Consider the following 19741-nt stretch of genomic DNA (forward strand, 5'->3'; position numbering starts at 1 on the left):
GGATCGCGATCCATTCACCACCAGGTCCAGGGCCGCAGCCGGTTGGCCCGGTCGATGAGCTCCTCCCGTTTCCGCCGCCTGGTGCCCGGCAGCCAGGCGAGGGCCACCAGGGAACGCGACAGAAGGGCGCGCAGCCCGTCGGCGCTGGGAGGATCGCCCAGCAGCTCGCCGCGCATGTCCTCGAGCCTGGCGTTCGCCTCGTGGCCGGCGCCGCGGATCCAGGCGAGCGCCCAGCCCCGTATCTCGGCGGCCAGCCGGGTGCGTTCGTCTCCCTCCTTCGCACCGCCGTCCAGGTGGAGCCGGGGGAAGCCGGAGATGACGTCCAGCACGTCGTACCAGTCGGGCAGACCTGCGGCCGGCTGCCCTTTACCAGTCATCGGCAGCCGGGCGGCCCGGATGCGGGTCGCGGCGATCTGCGCGGCGTCGTGGTGCCGGGATGCGGGCGGTACGAGGCCGAGCAGGTCGGCTGCGGTGCGCCGGTCCGCGCGGGCGAGATGAATGCGTGCCAGGCCGAAGGCGGCGCTGCCCTGCTGCCGGTTGCGCTGCCAGACGGCGTTGTAGAGCAGCTCGGCGCGGTCCAGGTCGCGACGGAACTCTGCGCAGTAGCCGAGGGCCAGCTTGGGCGCGTGCTCCCCCGGCAGTGCGTCGTAGACCGCTTCGAAGTGGCCCTCGGCGGTCGCGACGTCCTTGCGGGCCAGGGACAGCAGCCCGCTGTGCCAGTCGATCCGCCAGTCGAACTGCCAGTCGGCGTCCGGGGTTTCGGCGCCGAGCAGCGACGTGGCCGCCGTCAGCAGCTCCTCGGCGCTCTCCAGGTCCTCCAGTGCCAACTGGGCGCGCAGCAGCCGGAGTTTTACCTCGACGCTGGGGTTCGGCAGGCCTTCCAGCTGCCGGATGACACCGCGCGGGTCGTGCGAGGCGGACAGCCGCAGCTGCACGATGTTGGCGTCGTCGGGGCGGGCCACCGGTACGGGCAGGCCGGCTGCCACCGCGCACGGGGTGGGGCGTCCGGTGTCCAGCGGGGGTGCGTACGTGTCCTTCGCCGCGCCGGTCAGCCAGTGGTCGACGGTGGGCACCGTGCCGAGGCCGGCGTCGAGCAACGCGGTTGTCGGCTCGAACAGAGCGGAGGGCTCGGTGTGCTGCCGTCCGGTCCGCAGAGACGCCATCTCACGGAGCACTCCGTGCAGTTGGCGGTACATCTCGGCGGCGGACGCGAAGCGCCGGCGCGGTTCGGAGTGGGTGGCCCGGGCGACGAGCCGGTCCAAGGACTCGATGCCGAGGCCCGGCCGGGCGGCGTTCGCCTCGCGCGCGTCGGCCAGGACGCGCAGAGTTCTGCCGACCGTGTACAGGTCGTGGGCGACGGTGGGCAGGCCGCCCGCCAGGGTTTCGGGCGGCGCGTAGAGCTTGGTGTAGACGGGGGCCGTGGTGGTGTCGTCGTCCCGGCGCACCCCGCCCAGGTCGATGACCTTGACCCGGTCGCCGTGGTGGATGACGTTGTCCGGCTTCATGTCGGAGTACACCAGGCGCTTGCCGTGCAGATAGGCCAGGGCTTCGAGGATCTTGCAGCCGTAGCGGACGGCGTGCTCCAGGGTCAGTGGTTCGTCCGGCCCGAGCGGCCGCTGGAGCCGCTTCGCCTCGCGGACGATCTGCTGCAGCGACTTGCCGCCGACGAACTCCATCACCAGGTAGTCGGTCTGGTCGCCGCCCGAGTGGTGGGTGATGTAGTCGTGGATGCGGACGATGTTGGCGTCGTCGAGGGTGATGAGGTGGTTGCGCTCCTCCAGCGCGATGCGCCGGGCCCGCTCGTCGTGCGGGTCGATCTGGCATTTGAGGACAAGCGGCCTGCGGTCGAGCCGGGTGTCGACGCCCAGATAGATCCAGCCCTGTCCGCCGTGTGTGAGGCAGCCGGTCACCTCGTAGCGGCCGCCGTCGAGCAGGTCGCGCGGGCGCAGCTGGGGGCGCAGGGTGTACGGCGTGCCGCAGTGGGTGCAGTAGCCGTCGGCCAGGACCGGGCGCCCCCCGATCGGCAGCCCCACGCGGGTGCCGCAGTTGGCGCAGGTACGGCCGCCGGTGGGCAAGGGCGGATCGTCCACGACGAGGGCTTGCGGGTCGGGGACGGGCAGGGCGGGCAGGGCCAGCAGGTCTCGTTCCTGCTCCTGTTGCCGTTGCCGCTCGGTGTCCAGCTCCGGTGCCGGTGCCGCCCGCATGGCGGCTGTCTGGGACGTCATGCCTCCCCCTCCTCGCCCGGCCAGCCGAGCACGCGGCGCAGCCCCTCGATGTACCGGGCGACCGCCTCCTCGGCGTGGGCCAGGTCGCACGGGGCGATGTGGAGGGCGTCGTACGCGGGCCGGTAGTACGGCGCGAGGTCGACGTCCTCGATCCGGCCGTGGCGCAGTGACAGCTGGCGTCCGGACTCCAGCTCATCGCGGAGCTGTTTGCGCCGCGCCAGCAGGGCGGGGCCGTCCTCCAGCGCCGCCTGGGTCCGTAACAGCGCGCTCTCCGACTCGCGTTCGGCTGCCGCGATGGTGGCTTCGAGCCGCGCCGCCGGCACCTCGGGGTCGGTGCGGTGCACATGCCGCAGTTCGGCCAGCCGCTCCCGCAGCTTCGTCGCCTCGTTGCCCGGCTCGGGCACCCCCCGAAAGCGCAGGGCCAGCTCGCCCAGAGCGGCTTCCCGCCGGGCGAGTTCGTCCAGTTGCTCGCCGAGCCGGGCCATCCGGTGGCGGATCGGGATCTGCGCCCGGGCGGTACGCAGGGCCGCCGAACCGGCGTCCCGGAAGACCAGCAGCAGCCGGCAGCCGCGCTCGGCGAGCAGAGCCAGGAATTCGACGAGCTCGGCGGGGGCGGCCGCGCGGTCCACCCCGACCACGACAACGGTCAGCCGCACCGGCCTCTGCCGCAGCCGCTCGATGGCCAGCGCGGGATCCGGCAGCGGGATGTTCATGCGCTTGGCGACGCGCTCCGCGACCTCGCCCAGGGTGCGGCCGGTGACATCCATGGCCAGGTCGAGACTGCCGACCGGCGGGATGGTCGACGGCGGATCCTGCGCGGCGGCGCGGGCCTGCCCGGCGGACAGCACACGGTCGGCGAGCGTGATCGCGCGCTGCAGGGTCCCTTCGCGCTCCGAACCCTGCTCGACGACCGTCAGATAGACGGCGGGCGCGCCCTCGCCGCGGAACCAGTCGGCGAGCCGCTCGGCGTGGCCGGTGTCCGGCACGGGCGTGTAGCGGTGCGAGGCGAGCGGCGGGTCCACGCCCGGATCGCCGGTCGCCCACTGCGCCACCTGCGGCAGATGCCGGATGACCGTCTCGATCGGGATCATGTAGGTGAGGTCCAGCCGCTGGTTGTCCTGGTGGTCCCGCCAGCGGCTGACGGTGAGGCCCAGGACGCTGGTGACAGAGTCCATGGGAAGGACGGGCCCGCCGCTGAAGCCGCGCCGGGCGGCGTGCGAGGCCTGCTCGGGGTTGAGCTGGGTGCGCTCTCCGAACTGCCGGCTGACGGTGGCCCGGAAGGCCGCACCGAGCGGGCGCTGCTCCGGGTAGCCGCACAGATCGACCAGTTCCCCGGGCGGGGTGGCGACCCCGACCAGCGGGGCGGAGTGCTCCGCGCTCTGCGGGGTGTCGACCTCCAGCAGCGCGACGTCGGCCCGGTCGGTGCGCAGCTCCGGCTTCCAGCAGCCGTGGATCACCCGGGCCCGGGCCGACGGGCTGCCCTCGATCTCCAGGAAGTCGACCGTGACCGGAGTGTGCTCGCCGGGCAGCACATGAGCGCAGGTGAGAACCGTACGGCCGCCGAGCAGCACCCCCGTGCCCAGGATCCGGTCCGTACCCTCCGCGCGGATACGCACCAGCCAAGTCATGCGGTATGCCCGGTAGTTGACGTTCCGCCGAGTCCCGTCCCCCATGCGTCACGAGCATAGGGGTGCATGGTAAGGATCCGTAGACTGATGACGACGGAAAGTGACCGCGGGTTTGGGGGAGGGGCATGTCCAACGATCAGCCGGAGGTCGTGGGCCTGGCCGAGGTCATTCGCACGGTGCGCGAGGACCTGCGGCAGGCCCAGGCCGAGGGGGCGGAGGAGCAGCTGCGCTTCACGGTCGAGAAGGTGAGCCTCGAGATCGCGGTTCAGGTCCGCAAAGAGGGGTCCGGCCGGGCGGGGCTGCGGATCGGTGTGGTCACCGCCGATGCGGGCGGCAGCGTGGCGAAGGACACCACGCACCGGATCCAGGTGGAGCTGAAGCCGCACTGGGGCGACGGCCCCGAGCTGGTGGGCGGGACCGGCGGGCGGCAGCCGGGGGGCGGCAGCTCGGACTGGTGAGGTCTGCCGGGCGGCCGAGTGCCGGCTGCGGGCGGGGCCGGCTCGGTACGGGCCGCGCGCCGCCGATTCGCACCCGGCGCCCGGTCGGCGCACCCTGGAAATGAGAGCCGGCCGGCTGCTCCCTGCGGATCCGGTACGGATGCCGGCCGGCCGAGGCGCGCGAACTGGGCAGGTGAGCTTCCAATGAGCGCTCTCGAAGAGCAGATCGACGTCAGTGTCCCGGCCAATGTGGTGTGGGACTTCCTCCACCGTATGGACACCTACCCGCAGTTCGTCGACGGCGTCCGCGAGGCCCGGTCGGAGGGCCGGAACCGGGCTCACCTGGACGTCGAGGCCGGCGGCCGCGTGCGAGGCATCGATTGCGAGTATGCCGACCGTGGCCAGGGCCGGCTGATGATGTGGCACACGGTGAAGGGCGCGGATCTGTCAGGCACCTTCTCGGTGCTGCCGATCGACGACCAGCACACCCGGGTCCAGGTACGGGTGGAGTACGACCCGGCGAACGTCAAGGACACCTTCGGCGGGCCGAAGGGATTCGCCCAGTCCAGTGCGATTCAGCGGATGGTCTGGGACGACCTGCAGCACCTCAAGCAGCTGGTCGAGGCCTAGTGCCGCGTCAGCCAGGGTTTGCCCCGCTCGCCGCCCTGGCACGGCCGTCTGCTGCGTTGCCCGATCGACCGAGCAGGCCCACTACGAGGCCGATCCGGCGCCTTGCAGCTGACCGCACCAGGTCACCTCGCTGCCGGGCAAACCCTGGCTGACGCGGCACTAGGTCTGTCCGGGCGATCTTTGAGGACCAGCCCGCGGCGTCGGATGCCGGGGGCTCCCCCGGACCGAGTCTGGGGGAGATCGCCCTTGTGCTGGGCGTACTCGGGCGACTCCGGCAACGCAGCGTGGGAGCCCCTCCCAGCGGTAGCTGGGGGAGTGCCGTAGCCGGCGTCGCGGGCCCGAGAAGACCGTCCGGACAGGGGGCCTGGCTCCGGGGGCGGGCCGCAGCGGAGCCGTAACCCGCCGCGTCATGCCGGAACGGCACGAGCCGCCGCACGGCCGGCCGCGCCCGCGGGCCGGCGGCCGAAGGCCGGGTACGTGGACCCGGTCCGGCCGGTCGCCGCGGGCCGTCAGGCCTGCCACACCGGGAACGGCAGGCGAGCTGGTCGGCACTATGCGCTTGGCCGCGAGCACGGGCGTGCGCGCGGCCCGTACCACCTGGACCGCCTGGGTGTCCGCGGGGGCGCGGACGGCTTCGCTCATCCCTGGGTGGCCCGCGCCGCCGCCCGCAGCCCGCCGATCCTGCGGTACACGTAGGCCGGCACCTCCTCCGGGCTGTCATCGGCCAGCGCCCGGACGAGGCCATGGTCGGGGGACAGCCGGCACGCCGGGTCCGTACGGGTGGCGTCGCCGGTGAGGGCGTAGGCCTGACAGCGGCAGCCGCCGAAGTCCTCCTCGCGGCTGGCACAGCTGCGGCAGGGCTCGGCCATCCACTCGGTGCCCCGGTAGAGGGTGAAGGTCGTGGAGTGGTCCCAGATCCATGCCAGCGGATGATCGCGGACGTTCGGGGCGTTCAGCTCCGGCAGCGAGGCAGCCGCCGGGCAGGGCAGGACGGTGCCGTCCGGGGCGACGGTGAGGGAAACGGCCCCCCACCCGCCCATGCACGGCTTGGCGACACCGTCGAAGTAGTCGGGCACGACCCAGACCAGGTCCGGCCGGCCGTCGAGCCGCTCGCGCCAGCGCTCGATGGCGTCCCGCGCCCGGGCGAGCTGGTCCCGCGAGGGAAGCAGCGCGTCGCGGTTGAGCAGGCCCCAGCCGTAGAACTGGGTGTTGGCCAGCTCGATGCGGTCGACGCCCCAGGCCAGGCCCAGTTCCACGATGTCGTCGATGGCGTCGAGATTGTCCCGGTGCAGCACGACGTTGAGGCCGAGGGGGAATCCGGCTTTGCGTACGAGGGCGGCGGCCCGCTCCTTGGCGGCGAACGAGGACGGGCGCCCGGCGATGCGGTCGGAGGCGCCCGGGTCGGCGTGCTGCACCGACAGCTGCACGCTGCGCAGCCCGGCGCCCGCCAGCGCGGCCAGCCGGTCCTCGTCCAGGCCGGTGCCGCTGGTGACCAGCTGGGTGTAGATCCCGGCGGCTTCGGCGGCGGTGACGATCTGTTCCAGATCGCGGCGCAACAACGGCTCCCCGCCCGACAGATGGGTGTGGATGACGCCGAGTTCGCCGGCCTGGCGCATCACATCCGTCCACTGCGCGGTGGTCAGCTCACGCGAGCGCCGCGTCAGCTCCAGCGGGTTGGAGCAGTACGGGCACTGCAGTGGGCAGGCGTGGGTGAGTTCGGCCAGCAGGGCCCAGGGGCGGGCGGGTGCGGTCGTCGGAGCTACGTGGCTCATCGCAGCCAGCCCTCCCGGCGCAGACGGTCGAGGAACAGGGGTACGTCGGTGGTCACGGGCGCGCCGGGGAAGCGTTCGGCCAGTTCCTCCAGGATCCCGCTGACGCTGCGCGTGCCGTCGCACAGGCCGACGACGGTGCCGGCCCGGCCCTCCAGGACAACGACGCGTTCGGGCAGGACCAGAAGGTCAGCCCCGCGTACGGCGTCACGCCGCAGCACGATCGCGGGTGCCAGTTCGGGGCACCAGTCCGCCTCAGGCGCCGCCATCAGGCCGACTCCTGGCGGCCGGCCTGGTCCACAGCGTCGAGGAGCGACCACAGCACATCGCACTTGAAGGAGAGCGCGGCCACGGCCTGTTCCTGTTCGGCCCGGGTGCGGGCCCACTCCAGGACCAGGTCGAGCGCCTCGGCGCTGTCCCGCCGGCCCTGGGAGACCCGGGTGCGGAAGTAGGCGAGCCCGTCTGCCTCGATCCATGGGTAGTGGCGCTCGAAGGCCTCGATACGGGTGCGCATCAGGTCCGGCGCGGACAGTTCGGTGAGTGAGGCCGCGACCGCTTCGAGGGGTGAGCGCAGCCGGCAGAAGTTGACGTAACCCTCAACCGCCAGCCGTACGCCCGGCAGGACGGTCTCGGCGGAGAGCAGGGTCTCGCGGCCCAGCCCCGCCGCCTCGCCGAGCCGCAGCCACCGCTCGATGCCGCCGTCGCCCTCCTCCTGTCCGTCGTGGTCCTGGATACGGCGCAGCCACAGGCGCCGCAGCCGTGCGGAGTCGAACTTGGCAGTGATCAGCGCGTCCTTCACGGGGATGTGGCGCTGGTAGTGGAAGCGATTGGCGATCCAGCGGCGAAGTTCCGCCGGGGTCAGATCGCCGTTGTGCATGCGCAGGTTGAAGGGGTGGCGGTCGTGGTACCGCTCCTCCCCCACCGCGCGCAGTCGTGCCTCGAATTCGGCGGGGCTCCAGGGCTCCGCTTCTGTGGCAAGGGCCGTGGTCACAGTTCGATCACCATCCCGTCGTGCGCCACCTCGAGGCCCAGCCGGGCGAGCCGCTTGTGCTGCGGTGCGGCCGGGTCGACGAGGGGGTTGGTGTTGTTGAGGTGGGTGTAGAGACAGCGGGCGGACAGCGGCGCGAGCAGTCCGGCGGTGCCGCCGGGCCCGTCGATGGGCAGATGTCCCATGCCTGTGGCGGTGCGCGAGGAGATGCCGGTGCGGCGGGGCTCCTCGTCGTCCCAGAAGGTGCCGTCGACGATGACGCAGTCGGCTTCGGTGACGGCCTGGTGGAGGCAGTCGGGCCAGGCGGCCAGCGCGGGGGCGTAGATGACGGACGCTCCGGTCGCCGGGTCGTACAGCCTCAGTGCGATGACCCACGCCTCGTCGTCCGGCGCGTCGGCCGCGTACCGCGGGCGCTTGCCGGACACCGGGATGCCGCTGATCTGCACGGCGGACGCCCGGTCACTCGGCGACCCGGAGGCTCCGGTGAGCGGTTCCGCGCCGCGGCACGGCAGCTCCCGCCAGGTCATGGTGGTGTACGGGGTCAGCACCTCGCCCAGGTGCAGGCGGGTCCGGAGGGCCTGGCGGACCGGGGGCGTGGCAAGGACTTCCAGGCCGTCCGCCTCGCGCAGCCGGGCGATGCCCAGGGTGTGGTCGAGCTCGGCGTCAGTGAGGACCAGTCCGGCCAGGGGTGTCTGCCGGGGCCCCGGGCCCGGGTGAAGGTTCGGGTGGGTCTCGATCTGGTCGCCGATGTCGGGGGTCGCATTAACGAGGTACCAGCGGCCCTCGCCCGCTTGGACGGCGAGCGAGGCGTGACGGCGGCGCCACTGCGGATGGGCGCGTGCCCCGGAGCATCCGGGGCACGCGCAGTTCCACTGGGGAATTCCGCCGCCGGCCGCGGTGCCGAGCACCTGCAGCAGCATGGCGGCGGACTATCGGGCGTTGAGCGAGTAGGCCGTGACCTCGAGCGCGGTCTCGACGACCGAGTACTCAGGGGTCTGCCAGGAGTTGTCCTCCGTGGTGCTCTGGGTGAGCTGCTCGGTGTGCTCCATGGATTCGGTCATGGCTGCTACCTGCCTTTCGGGTTGGGAATTACTTGATGGTCACCTTGAGGATGAGGTCCTGGCCCGCCCCGCGTCCGTTGGTGCTGAGCCAGAGTTCATCCGCGCCGGGGACCTTGGCAATGGCGCGCAGCCGTCCGTAGGCGCCGTTGTAGTAAGACGTCGCCGTACCGACACTCTGTCCGTCACTGCCGATCGGCATCCGCCACAGCCGCTGTCCGCGCAGCGTCGACACGTAGATGACGTTGCGCACGATCGCGAGCTGCGCCGGTACGCCGACTTCGGGAGCCCATACCTTCTTGGGGTTGGTCATGCCCGCGACGCTGCAGGCGCCTTCGCACTTCGGCCAGCCGTAGTTGGCGCCGGGCTTGATCAGGTTGAGCTCGTCATAGGTGCTCTCACCAATTTCGGTTTCCCACAACCGTCCCTGCGCATCCCAGGCGAAACCCTGGGGGTTGCGGTGGCCGAGGCTGTAGACACGGTTGCCGAAGGGGTTGCCGGGGGCCGGAGCACCGGTCTTGGTGATCCGCAGGATCTTTCCGTTGAGCGAGTTCTTGTCCTGCGGCGCATTGCTGAGGTGGGCATCACCGGTGGAGACGTAGAGGTATCCGTCGGGACCGAAGGCGATTCTGCCGCCGTTGTGGTCTCCGCCCCTCGCGATTCCGCCGAGCACGACGGTGTAATTGCTGAGCTTGTTGCCGTCGAAGCTCATCTTCGCGACGCGGGTGCCGTTGGCGACGGTGTGTACGAAGAACACGTCCTTGTCGGTCGTGCCGTTCCAGGTCGGCGAGGGCGCAACACCCAGCAGCCCGCCGGTGCCGGCCGGCTTGGCGGGACCGGCGACCGTGTACGGCACCTTGCCGATCAGCTTCTTGGAGCCGTCACGCCCGAGGCGGTGCACCCGGTATGTGTGGCGTTCCGTCGTCAGCGCCGACTGCCCGCCCGGGAGGAAAGAGATGCCCCAGGGACTCGTCCAGTTGGTGGAGAACGTGGTGGTGACCGGGGCGCCCGCGAGCTGTTCGGTGGCTGTCATGGCCGCCGGCCGAGTGACCTGCGTGGCCTGCGTACCCTCCGGGGCCGCCGGCTGAGTGATCTGCGTGGCCTGCGTACCCTCCATGGCCGCTGCCGGCCGGCCCTGCGGCACCTCCGGGCAGGGAGTGCTCTTCAGCCAAGGGAAGCTGAAGAGCAACTGGATGCCCGGGAAGCTGCCGACGGGCTGGTAGCAGACCGGCGACGGCGCCGCGCCGGGCCCGGACGGTGCCTCCTGGGCCTTGGTGCTCGGCGCCGCGGCTGCCGACGGCAATTGGAGGACGCTGGCCGCCAATATCGCGGCCAGGGTGGTCAGCGAAGCTACACCGGGGCGTGCTGAACGCAGCGCCGAACGCACTGAACGTGCCATGCCGACACCTTTCGTTTTCTCGGCGTGGCCCCACGAATGCCAGGAAGAGGTCTGCAAAAGCGGGCCACGAAACGGGTCAGCTGTTGGGGTGCTGCGCGATCCGGGAGTTCGCTGAACAGGAACAGAACGGCTGGAGCACCGCAACTGCTTTCTGAACCGAGTCTTGACCATGTGGAACAGGTGCGCCGACCGGAGCTAGTCCATTGGAGGTGGAGCACTTCCCACGGCCCGCATGACCATGCCATTCACCGTGTCTGATGACGCGACGTCAGATATCAGTAGCGAACCACCGGTTATCCCGGTTGCACGCCGCATTGCCACGCCGCATGCCACTCCCGAGTCAAAAGCTGGTCAAGCGTGCGTCACCTGATGTGAATCGGCCCGCCGCAGGCAGGTTCAGCTGATCGTTACCCTGATGATCTTTTCTCCGCCGGACCCGTGCCCATTGGTGCCCACCCAGAGCTGATCCGCACCCGGGACCTTGGCGACGCCTCGCAATCGGCCATAGGTTCCGTTGAAGTACGAGGTCGCCGAACCGACGGCCTCGCTGTTGCCGGCGATCGGAATACGCCACAGTCGTTGTCCGCGCAGCGCCGACATGTAGATGACGTTGCGAACGATGGCGATCTGGCTGGGAGTCGCATTCACCGGAGCCCAACTCATCTTGGGATTGGTCATGCCCGCGACTCCGCAGGTGCCTTCACAGGTCGGCCAGCCGTAATTGTTCCCGGGCTTGATCAGGTTGAGTTCGTCGGCCTTGCTCTGCCCGATCTCTGCTGACCACAGCCGTCCATTGCGGTCCCAGGCAAGGCCCTGGGGATTGCGGTGGCCGTAGCTGTAGACCCGGGTGCCGAAGGGATTGCCGGGGGCCGGGGCGCCGGTTTTGGTGATCCGCAGGATTTTCCCATTGAGCGAGTTCTTGTCCTGCGCGAGGTTGGCCTGGGAGGAGTCGCCGGTGGAGACGTACAGATATCCGTCGGGGCCGAAGGCGATCTTTCCCGCGTTGTGCCTGATGCCCTTGCGGATTCCGCTGAGAACGGTCTGGTACCCGGTGAGCGTACGGCCGTCGTAGCTCAGCTTGGCGACACGGGTGTCAGCGGACGTGGTGTGCATGACGAACACGGCCTTGTCGGTCGTGCCGTTCCACGTCGGGGAGGGGGCGATACCCAGCAGCCCGCCGTCCTCCGCGGGCTTCACTGTGAACGGCACCGCGCCGACCAGCTTCTTGGAGCCGTTGAGGGCGACGCTCCAGACCTTGGACGTGTTGGCCTCGGTCACCAGTGCGGACTTGCCGTCCGGCAGGAAGCTGAAGGTCCACGGCGACGTCAGAGCCGTGGTGAGCGTCCCGACGCTGGACGGCACTCCGCCGTCGACAGCGCGGGGAACGGGCCGGGCGTTCGCGGTGGCCCGGGAGGTGGGGGTGGCGGATGCCGCGGTCGCCGGCGTCCCCTCGACCAGGCCGGGGGCGAGCAGAGCGGCGATGGCGGTGAGTGAAGCGATGCCCGGATGGGCGCGAAGCAGCGTTGAGCGCGCCGAACGTGACATTCGGATTCCCGTCCTAACGTGTGTGGGGCAATGTCATTGCCAGACAGGGACCTGACGACCGTGCCTGATCCATGTGATCCGTTTGCGGTGCCGTACGTCCGGAATTCACGCGCGAAGGGAAGAACCCGGAGCGCGGCGATTGACTGTCCAAGAGTCTTGACCGCGCCCCCGGGCGTGCCCACTTTCGTTGACCCATCCTGCCGAGGGCATTCACTCTCGCCGCGGGCCTCGTACCGAGCCGGTACGCGGAACGCCCGGGACCTTGATCGGCCCGGGCGTCCTCGCTGATGCCCTCGGCGGGATGCCGCCCTGCGACTGTGCTGGATACGTGCCCAGTTCAGACCTGCTGCGGCACGGCCCTCCGCGCTGCGCCGCGGCGGGCGGCCCAGGTGCGGTGAACGAAGGTGTACACGGTCAGAAGGGCGAAGCACACGATCTGCATAGCCAGCCGGAACCGATCACACCCCCAGCCACCAGACCGGCGAGATGGAATAACGACAGCCGGCGCTGTTCGTCTTCGTCCGGCTCTTCAGGCGGGTGAAGGCCCGCTCGGCCGGCCCCTGAGCGTTGTTGCTCAACTGCCTTGGATTATCGGGGGGTTCGCGAACGACTGGCGGGACGGCCGCTGAGGTCTGATCAGCTGGTCATGAGTGGCCTTGGGGCGTTGTACGCGGTACGCCGAGGTGCAGGACGGCTGCGCTAAAGCGTGGGGACGGCGAGTTCACGGCCGCGGTAGAACGCTTCCCGCTCCTCGACGATGTATGGAGCCATGGCCTCACGCCGCCGCGCCTCACCCTCGGAGTTCCGCCAGGCATCGCAGGCCTCCTTGGAATCCCAGAACGACACCCCGATGATTTCCTGCCCGTCCTCGGACCAGTACGCGTAGGCATGGCGCAGGCCCTGGGGATAGGGAGCCGGCCGCCAGGCCCTCTGGAAGTCCTCCAACATGCCCGGCTTGATGCGGCGCGTTGTCATCCAGACGAAGTGCTCCTCCATCGTGGCCTCCACTCGACCGAATGCTCCGCTCGACGACGCTCTCAGACCACCGTATGGTCGCGGAGCCGGTTCCGCCTCTGCGAGCTGCGCCGCATACGGCTCCGAAAGGCCCGCTGGGGCTCTTGGTCAGGGCCTCACGGCAGGGCCCTGGCCCTCAGGGAGCGGAGTTCGGGCCGGTTACCGGTGTGACGTACTGTGCGACGCCGGCGGTCGTTCGGCCCATCAGCCGCCGAAGCCAGCCGCCCTCCGGACGTTCGCCCCTGACCAACTGCCGATAGCCGGGCTCCCAGTCCCAGACGGCGAAGGCGGTGCTGCTGATCCGGTGGATGCTGCCGTCCAGCCGGTCCACCAGGTACAGGCTCCCAGGGATCAGCTGGTGGCTGCGGTCGCCGGTGCGCACGAACTCGGCGCTGTCCACGCTCACCGCCCAGCACAACGGATGCTCCGTCACCCCTGCGACCGCCGTCTCCGGCATAGCGGGTTCGATGGACCGGGCCTGCTGGTTGAGCTGCTCCACCAACGCCTCGATCAGGCGAAGGGCGGGCTCCTTGTCAATCATCCGCACATCATGGCGGACGGCGTCGGAGGCGGTCGGCGGGCAGGGTTCATGGCCGCGCACCTCCTGTGGACGAAGCCCACACAGATGACGTCGGTGCCGGCACGACGCGGAGGATTCCTCCCTCGTGACGCGGAGGATTCCTCCCTCGTATGGCGGACGGGGCCTACTCCCGTACGCCGGAAACGCGTTCACCGCAAGTTCACTTAAGATGGTCGGGTTGTGTGACTTGCGTCACAGAAGTGCCACCGCGTCAGGGAACCTCGCGGTGCGCTCGGTGGCGTGGCGCCGATGGTGGGTTGGGACCGGCGCGCGTACGCCGGGCTGCTGGGGCCGGGATTTCCGCAGGTTGGGTGACCTGTCATGGAATGGTCAACCATCCCCCATTCAATGGCTGATTCTCACCCTTCGCGGCGTGCCCGTGGCCGGAGGGCCCTCGGCGCACCAAGTGAAGTTTGTGGATCTCGAGTGAAGGGGTTGTGTCGATGCCCTACATTCCTCGCTGTCTGCGTCGCTCATGGCGTCTGGCAGGCAACTCTGTGTGATCAGGTTCGTGGGGGGCCCCGTTCATGTCGAGCTTCTTCGACGTTTTTTGGTCATGGCTGGTGGAAGCGGTCGGTGAGACATCCTGGCGGGATGTCATGCCACTGGGCATCGCCGGCGTCTTCGTCTGGGGACTGTGGCTCTACCGGGCGGTGCTGTCCCGGTTCGCCCGGCCCGTGGTGAACAACTTCCGGACGACCACTTCCGTGGTGGTCCCGGCCTACCGGGAGGATCCCGGCATCCTGCTGGACTGCCTGGAGACCTGGCTGGCGCAGAACCCCACGGAGGTGATCATCGTCCCGGACCTGGAAGACCACGAGGTGCTGCGCCGTCTGTCGCAGGTGACCGACTCCCGTGTGCGCGTGCTGGCGTTCGAGCACCGCGGCAAGCGCTCCGCGCTGGGGGTGGGCATCCGGGCCGCGGCGAGTGAGGTCGTCGTGCTGGTGGACTCCGACACCCGCTGGGAGCCGGGGCTGCTGGACGCGGTCCAGATGCCGTTCGCCGATCCCATGGTCGGCGGGGTCGGCACCCAGCAGAACGTCTACCGGCGCCGCTCCAGCGTCTGGCGGCGCATCGCCGACTGGCTGGTCAACCTCCGCTACTACGACTACGTCCCGGCCATGGGGCGCGCGGGTGCCGTCGCCTGCCTCTCCGGCCGTACCGCGGCGTACCGACGGGCCGCGATCATGCCCGTACTGACCAACCTGGAGGACGAGTTCTTCCTCGGCCGCCGCTGCGTCGCGGGCGACGACGGCCGGCTGACCTGGCTGGTGCTGGCCTCCGGATACAAGACGGTGCACCAGTCCTCCGCCCGCGCGGTGTCGATGTTCCCGTCCTCCTTCCGGGCCTTCGTCAAGCAGCGCGTGCGCTGGAGCCGCAACTCCTACCGCTGCTACCTGACCGCCCTCTACAAGGGCTGGCTCTGGCGGGTGCCTCTGGTCACCAAGATCACCGTGCTGCAGATCCTGCTCACCCCGGTGACGATGGGCATGGCCCTGGGATACCTCCTGTTCAGCCGTCTCGAACTGACCGGCCGAGGCGTGACGCTGGCGCTGTTATGGCTCCTCGTCGGACGCGGCTTGCGTGGTTACTCGCACCTGCGCAGGCACCCGCAGGAGCTGCTCCTGCTGCCGCTGCTCGCCGTCGTGGTCGTCATGATCTCCCTTCCGATCAAGCTGTACGCCTTCGTCACGATGAACAAGCAGGGCTGGCTCACCCGCAGCAGCAGCACCATCGGCGGCGAGGGACAGGACTCCGCGTCGCTCGGCGGTACGACGCCGACCACCGCTACGTCCGGCATGGGGGCACTGCAGTCATGAACCACCAGATCCACTTGATCCAGCAGAACGACCCCACCGGCCCCGTGCGCCCCCGGCGCCTCGGCCCGGTGCTCCGTGCCGCCGCCGTACTGCCCGTGGCCACCGCGCTGCTGCTCGCCCAGCCGGCCCCCGCCTTCGCCGCCGAACGCCAGCCGACGTCGCGGTTCACCCCCGAGGAGTCGGAGACCCAGGCCTCGCTGGTGGCCGCCGAGGACCACCGGCTCGACCAGGTCCGTGCGGTGGCGGCGATCGCCCCGCTCAAGGGCCCCCAGTGGCAGCGGCCGTACCGCCTGGACACCGGCAGCGGCTACACGCTCGTACTCACCGAGCGCAGCAAGCCCTACACCATCTCCGATCTGCTGGAGCTGGCGCCGCAGACGTTCGTACGCAGATCGGACGGCTCGTATCTGCTGACCGAGAACATCTATCTGAACTCCGGTGCCAAGCTCAGGCTGTCCAACCCCGGCGGGCTGACCCTGCACATGGCCAGCAGCAGCCAGGGCTTCGTCTCCATCGTCTCCTTCGGCGGCCGGATCATCCTGGAAGGTACGGCGCAGGCACCGGTGCACGTCAGCAGCTGGGACATCCGCAAGAACAGGCCGGACACCGACGTCCGGGACGGGCGGGCGTATGTGCGCGCCATCGGCGGACAGTTCACCATGAGCTACACCAAGATCGCCGACCTGGGGTTCTGGAGCGGCCGCACCGGAGGGCTGAGCCTGACCGGTACGGACCGGCCCAACACCGGCAGCGTCAGTGGCCCGGACACCCCCACCAAGGACGACCTGGACCACCTCAGCAGCAGCGGTGTCCTGGCCGGCTCCTCGGGCAACCTGACCACCCCCGACAGCCGCTTCACCACGCCCCAGCTGTCCTACGTCTCCGCGGAGATCAAGCACTCCACCATCTCCGGCAACGTCTACGGGATGTTCGTCTCCAGCGCCACCGGCGTCACCATCAACTCCACCAGGATCGAAAGGAGCCAGCAGGACGGCATGGTGCTGCACCGCTTCGTCACCAACGCGGTCGTCGAGGACACCACGTCCCGGGACAACGGGGGAGACGGCTTCGTGCTGGCCCGCGCCACCCAGCAGGTCCGCGTCACCGGTTCCCGCGCGGTGGGCAACGACGGCAACGGCTTCACGATCAGCGGCCGGCCGCTCGCCCACGGCCCCTCCGCCTCCGGCGAGTCCGTGAGCAGCTACGGCTCCAACTCCGTGTCCAGCAGCACTGCCCGTGACAACGGGCACTACGGCATCGAGGTCATCGGCGGCGCGGATGTCGGCGTGCAGGACAACCGGGTGATCGGCGGCGACATGGGCATCGTGGCCCGCCGGGACACCGAGAAGGTGGCCATCACCGGCAACCACCTGATCGACCAGTCCCGCCAGGGGATCTCGGTGCGCGACGGGGTGACGGGCGCCACGGTCACCGGCAACATCGTCGAGCACACCGAGACCGCGGTCTACGTCCGGGACTCCGTCGCCGAAGTGCGCGGCAACACCGTCCAGAAGGCCGGCAACCACGGTGTCTCCTTAGTGGGTGGTATCGGCGGGTCCACGGTCTCGTACAACGTCATCGCCGGCGTCGGCCCGAGCGCGATCGACAACTCCCGCGCCCACGGCGACGTGACCGTCAAGCAGAACCAGACCTTCGCCTGGTACGACACCAGTTCGTTCTGGGTGAAGTTCAAGCACTACGCCAGCCCGATGACCCTGCTCTGGGCGGGGATCCTGCTGCTCATCCTGTTCTCCGCGGCCCTCGGTCAGCGCGGGCGCCGCATCCGGCTGGCGCAGCTCGGCCGCCACCCGTACCTGGACAAGGCACCGCTGCCCAAGTCGTCCGTACGCGAGCTCCGGCTCACGGGCCAGGAACAGATCGCGGTGATGAGTGAATGAACGCCGGAAACCGTGCGGCATGGCTGGCCGCGGCGGCGCTCGCCGTCGCCGTGGTGGCACTCATCGTCGCCCTCAACGCAGGCGGTGGCCCGGACCCCTCCCGTATGACGGCCGGATCCGGGACGGCGACGCCCAGCGCCGCCCACGGCGCCACGGTGAGCCCGACGGGCACCGCATCGGCGCCCGCCACGGGGCCGGCCCGCACCGACACCCCGGACTCCCCGGACACCGGCGGCTCGGCCCCCGCCTCCGCCGCAGCCGTCAGCTGCCCGACGCCCACGGCCACCGTCAGCGACGCCAACTCGCTGGAGGAGGCCCTCGACAACGCCGTGCCCGGAGACAGCATCCGCATGGCCGACGGCGTGTACGAAGGGAAGTTCACCGCCAGGACGCCGGGTAGCGCCGCCAAGCCCGTCTACCTGTGCGGAGGCCCCGGCGCGGTCATCGACGGCGGCGACATCAAGGGGAAGTACGCCCTCCACCTCGACGGCGCCAGCTACTGGCGGCTGGTCGGCTTCACCGTGCGCAACGGCCAGAAGGGCGTGATGGCGGACAAGGTCCAGCACGCGGTCATCCAGGGCCTCACCGTCGAGCACATCGGCGACGAGGGCATCCACCTGCGCAACTTCAGCTCGCAGAACGTGGTACGGGACAACACCGTGCGCGAGACCGGACTGCGCCGCGACACGTTCGGCGAGGGCGTCTACATCGGTACGGCCAAGTCCAACTGGTGCACCGTCACCAACTGCAAGCCGGACGAGAGCGATCACAACGTGGTGCGCGGCAACCACATCAGCGCCACCACGGCCGAGGCCGTCGACATCAAGGAGGGCACCACCGGCGGCGTGGTCACCCGCAACACCTTCGACGGCGCGAAGCTGTCCGGGTCGCACAACGACTCCTGGGTCGATGTGAAGGGCAACGGCTGGCTGATCTCGTACAACACCGGGAGCCACGCCCTGGAGGACGGCTTCCAGACCCATGAACTCGTCGACGGCTGGGGCAGGAACAACACCTTCAAGGGCAACACCGCGCACGTGGACGGCCCGGGCTACGGCTTCAACTTCACCCCCGTCAACGGAAACACGGTGACCTGCGACAACAAGGTGAGCGGCGCGGCCAAGGGGCTCGCCAACATCCACTGCGGCTCCTGACCGCCGGGCCCGCGGGGACCCCTCCATCCGCTACGCAGGCCGCCGCGCGGAGTACCCGAAAACGCCCGCACGAACATCACAGAGCACACAAAAGCTCGAGACCATCCCTGGAGATGAACATGGCAGCCATCGCCATCCCGGAGGACACCGTCGGCGCGAGACCCGGCGGCAGCGAGGAACCGACCCCCGTCCCCCGCCTCACTGTCATAGGCACCGGCTACCTCGGCGCCACCCATGCCATCTGCATGGCCGTCCTGGGCTACGACGTCCTGGGCGTGGACGTGGACCCGGTCAAGGCCGAGCGGCTCAGCAGCGGAGAAGTCCCCTTCTTCGAGCCCGGACTGCAGGAGCTGCTGGCCAAGGCCCTGGACTCCGGGCGGCTGCAGTTCACCACCAGCTTCGCGGAGGCCGCGGAGTTCGGAGATGTCCACTTCATCTGCGTCGGCACGCCTCAGCAGCAGGGCTCGGACGCCGCCGACCTGCGCTACGTGGACAGCGCCGTTACCCAGCTCGCCCAGCACCTGCGGCGGCGCGCCCTGGTGGTCGGCAAGTCCACCGTGCCGGTCGGCACCGCCGCCCGGCTCACCGAGCTCGTCCAGCGCCTTGCCCCGGCCGGCGACCAGGTCGAGCTTGCCTGGAACCCCGAGTTCCTGCGCGAGGGCTACGCCGTGGACGACACCCTGCGCCCCGACCGGCTGGTCTTCGGCACCGCCTCCGCCTGGGCCGAGGAGCAGCTGCGCGCCGCTTTCGCCCCCGTCATCGTCCGGGGCACCCCCGTCGTCGTCACCGATCTGACGACGGCCGAACTGGTCAAGGTGGCCGCCAACTCCTTTTTGGCTACGAAGATTTCGTACATCAACGCCATGGCCGAGGTGTGCGAGGCCACCGGCGGCGATGTCACCGGACTCGCCGAGGCGCTGGCGTACGACGACCGGATCGGCGGCCGCTTCCTCAAGCCGGGCCTCGGCTTCGGCGGCGGCTGCCTGCCCAAGGACATCCGGGCGTTCGCCCACCGGGCCGGGGAACTCGGTGTCGGCCAGGCCGTCGCCTTCCTCCGCGAGGTGGACGAGATCAACAAGCGGCGCCGCGCCCGTACCGTCGACCTCGTCCGTGAGCTGGCCGGCGGCGACCTCAACGGGGTCCGGGTAGCCGCGCTCGGCGCCGCCTTCAAGCCCAACTCCGACGACATCCGCGACGCGCCCGCCCTGGACGTCGCGAGCACTCTGCACCGTCTGGGTGCCCACGTCACCGTCGTTGACCCGGCCGCCACGGAGAACGCCCGCCGCAGCCACCCGGAGCTCTCCTACGGCACCGACGCCATCTCGGCCGCCGCCGGCGCCGAGGTCGTCGTGCTCCTCACCGAGTGGACCGAGTTCCGCCAGATCGACCCCGAAGCCATGGGCGCGGTCGTCGCCCACCGCCGCATCGTCGACGGGCGCCATGCCCTCGACCCGGCGGCCTGGCGCGCCGTCGGCTGGGAGTACCGCGCCCTCGGCCGTCCCTGAGACACGTTCCCGGGCAGGGCGGTACGTCAGGCAGGTTCAGCCCGCGTGATGTGCCGCCGCTGCGAGCGATGCTGTGTGAGAGCGCGGCAGC

General features: G+C 70.2%; 17 protein-coding genes. 6 read left to right on the forward strand and 11 right to left on the reverse strand.

Going from position 1 to position 19741, the window contains the following annotated elements; all coding sequences use genetic code 11:
- Positions 1–14: 14 nt before the first annotated feature.
- Together ACY34J_RS09895 and ACY34J_RS09900 are read right to left on the reverse strand one after the other, a co-directional pair.
- Positions 15–2225, reverse strand: a complete 2211-nt coding sequence (locus ACY34J_RS09895; RefSeq protein WP_462726164.1) for a serine/threonine-protein kinase — start codon at positions 2223–2225, stop codon at positions 15–17.
- On the reverse strand, positions 2222–3898 hold the full coding sequence (locus tag ACY34J_RS09900; RefSeq protein ID WP_462726163.1) for a S1 family peptidase: 1677 nt from the start codon (positions 3896–3898) through the stop codon (positions 2222–2224). Before ACY34J_RS09900 ends, ACY34J_RS09895 begins: the two co-directional genes overlap by 4 nt.
- Positions 3899–3978: 80 nt before the next feature.
- On the opposite strand from ACY34J_RS09900, the gene ACY34J_RS09905 reads away from it, so the two are divergent.
- Positions 3979–4311, forward strand: coding sequence for a trypco2 family protein (locus tag ACY34J_RS09905; RefSeq protein ID WP_462726162.1), 333 nt, complete (start codon positions 3979–3981; stop codon positions 4309–4311).
- 183 nt (positions 4312–4494) lie between these two features.
- Positions 4495–4920 carry an SRPBCC family protein gene (locus tag ACY34J_RS09910; protein WP_462726161.1) on the forward strand — a complete coding sequence of 142 codons (426 nt, stop codon included), beginning with the start codon at positions 4495–4497 and terminating at the stop codon, positions 4918–4920.
- Positions 4921–5558: 638 nt separating this feature from the next.
- On the opposite strand, the gene pqqE is transcribed toward ACY34J_RS09910, so the two are convergent.
- The 9 genes from pqqE to ACY34J_RS09955 all read right to left on the reverse strand — a co-directional run bounded on the left by pqqE (position 5559) and on the right by ACY34J_RS09955 (position 13234).
- A complete protein-coding gene (gene pqqE / locus ACY34J_RS09915) occupies positions 5559–6692 on the reverse strand; it encodes a pyrroloquinoline quinone biosynthesis protein PqqE (protein WP_462726160.1) in 1134 nt (377 codons plus the stop codon).
- Positions 6689–6958, reverse strand: a complete 270-nt coding sequence (pqqD, locus tag ACY34J_RS09920) for a pyrroloquinoline quinone biosynthesis peptide chaperone PqqD (protein WP_462726159.1) — start codon at positions 6956–6958, stop codon at positions 6689–6691. Before pqqD ends, pqqE begins: the two co-directional genes overlap by 4 nt.
- Entirely contained in the window at positions 6958–7680 is a 723-nt protein-coding gene (gene pqqC / locus ACY34J_RS09925) for a pyrroloquinoline-quinone synthase PqqC (RefSeq protein WP_462726158.1), read from the reverse strand. Before pqqC ends, pqqD begins: the two co-directional genes overlap by 1 nt.
- Positions 7677–8597: a pyrroloquinoline quinone biosynthesis protein PqqB gene (pqqB, locus tag ACY34J_RS09930; RefSeq protein WP_462726157.1), complete on the reverse strand. Its 921-nt coding sequence runs from the start codon at positions 8595–8597 to the stop codon at positions 7677–7679. The genes pqqC and pqqB overlap by 4 nt, the downstream gene beginning before the upstream one ends.
- A gap of 9 nt (positions 8598–8606) precedes the next feature.
- On the reverse strand, positions 8607–8738 hold the full coding sequence (gene pqqA / locus ACY34J_RS09935) for a pyrroloquinoline quinone precursor peptide PqqA (RefSeq protein ID WP_462726156.1): 132 nt from the start codon (positions 8736–8738) through the stop codon (positions 8607–8609).
- Positions 8739–8766: 28 nt separating this feature from the next.
- Positions 8767–10134, reverse strand: a complete 1368-nt coding sequence (locus ACY34J_RS09940) for a PQQ-dependent sugar dehydrogenase (protein WP_462726155.1) — start codon at positions 10132–10134, stop codon at positions 8767–8769.
- Positions 10135–10530: 396 nt separating this feature from the next.
- Positions 10531–11679, reverse strand: a complete 1149-nt coding sequence (locus ACY34J_RS09945) for a PQQ-dependent sugar dehydrogenase (RefSeq protein WP_462726154.1) — start codon at positions 11677–11679, stop codon at positions 10531–10533.
- A gap of 699 nt (positions 11680–12378) precedes the next feature.
- The gene (locus ACY34J_RS09950; RefSeq protein WP_462726153.1) at positions 12379–12675 is read right to left on the reverse strand and encodes an antibiotic biosynthesis monooxygenase; all 297 of its coding nucleotides are present in this window, start codon (positions 12673–12675) and stop codon (positions 12379–12381) included.
- A 154-nt stretch (positions 12676–12829) separates the two neighbouring features.
- Positions 12830–13234: a YrhB domain-containing protein gene (locus ACY34J_RS09955; protein ID WP_462726152.1), complete on the reverse strand. Its 405-nt coding sequence runs from the start codon at positions 13232–13234 to the stop codon at positions 12830–12832.
- Positions 13235–13800: 566 nt separating this feature from the next.
- Here ACY34J_RS09955 and ACY34J_RS09960 point away from each other — a divergent pair.
- From ACY34J_RS09960 to ACY34J_RS09975, 4 genes are all read left to right on the forward strand, one after another.
- Complete coding sequence (locus ACY34J_RS09960; RefSeq protein ID WP_462726151.1) at positions 13801–15093, forward strand: glycosyltransferase family 2 protein; 1293 nt, start codon at positions 13801–13803, stop codon at positions 15091–15093.
- The gene (locus tag ACY34J_RS09965; protein ID WP_462726150.1) at positions 15090–16991 is read left to right on the forward strand and encodes a right-handed parallel beta-helix repeat-containing protein; all 1902 of its coding nucleotides are present in this window, start codon (positions 15090–15092) and stop codon (positions 16989–16991) included. Before ACY34J_RS09960 ends, ACY34J_RS09965 begins: the two co-directional genes overlap by 4 nt.
- A complete protein-coding gene (locus ACY34J_RS09970) occupies positions 16988–18145 on the forward strand; it encodes a right-handed parallel beta-helix repeat-containing protein (protein WP_462726149.1) in 1158 nt (385 codons plus the stop codon). The genes ACY34J_RS09965 and ACY34J_RS09970 overlap by 4 nt, the downstream gene beginning before the upstream one ends.
- 119 nt (positions 18146–18264) lie before the next feature.
- On the forward strand, positions 18265–19650 hold the full coding sequence (locus ACY34J_RS09975) for a UDP-glucose dehydrogenase family protein (protein ID WP_462726148.1): 1386 nt from the start codon (positions 18265–18267) through the stop codon (positions 19648–19650).
- Positions 19651–19741: the final 91 nt, after the last annotated feature.

This window comes from Streptomyces sp. HSS9-12, from assembly GCF_054963655.1.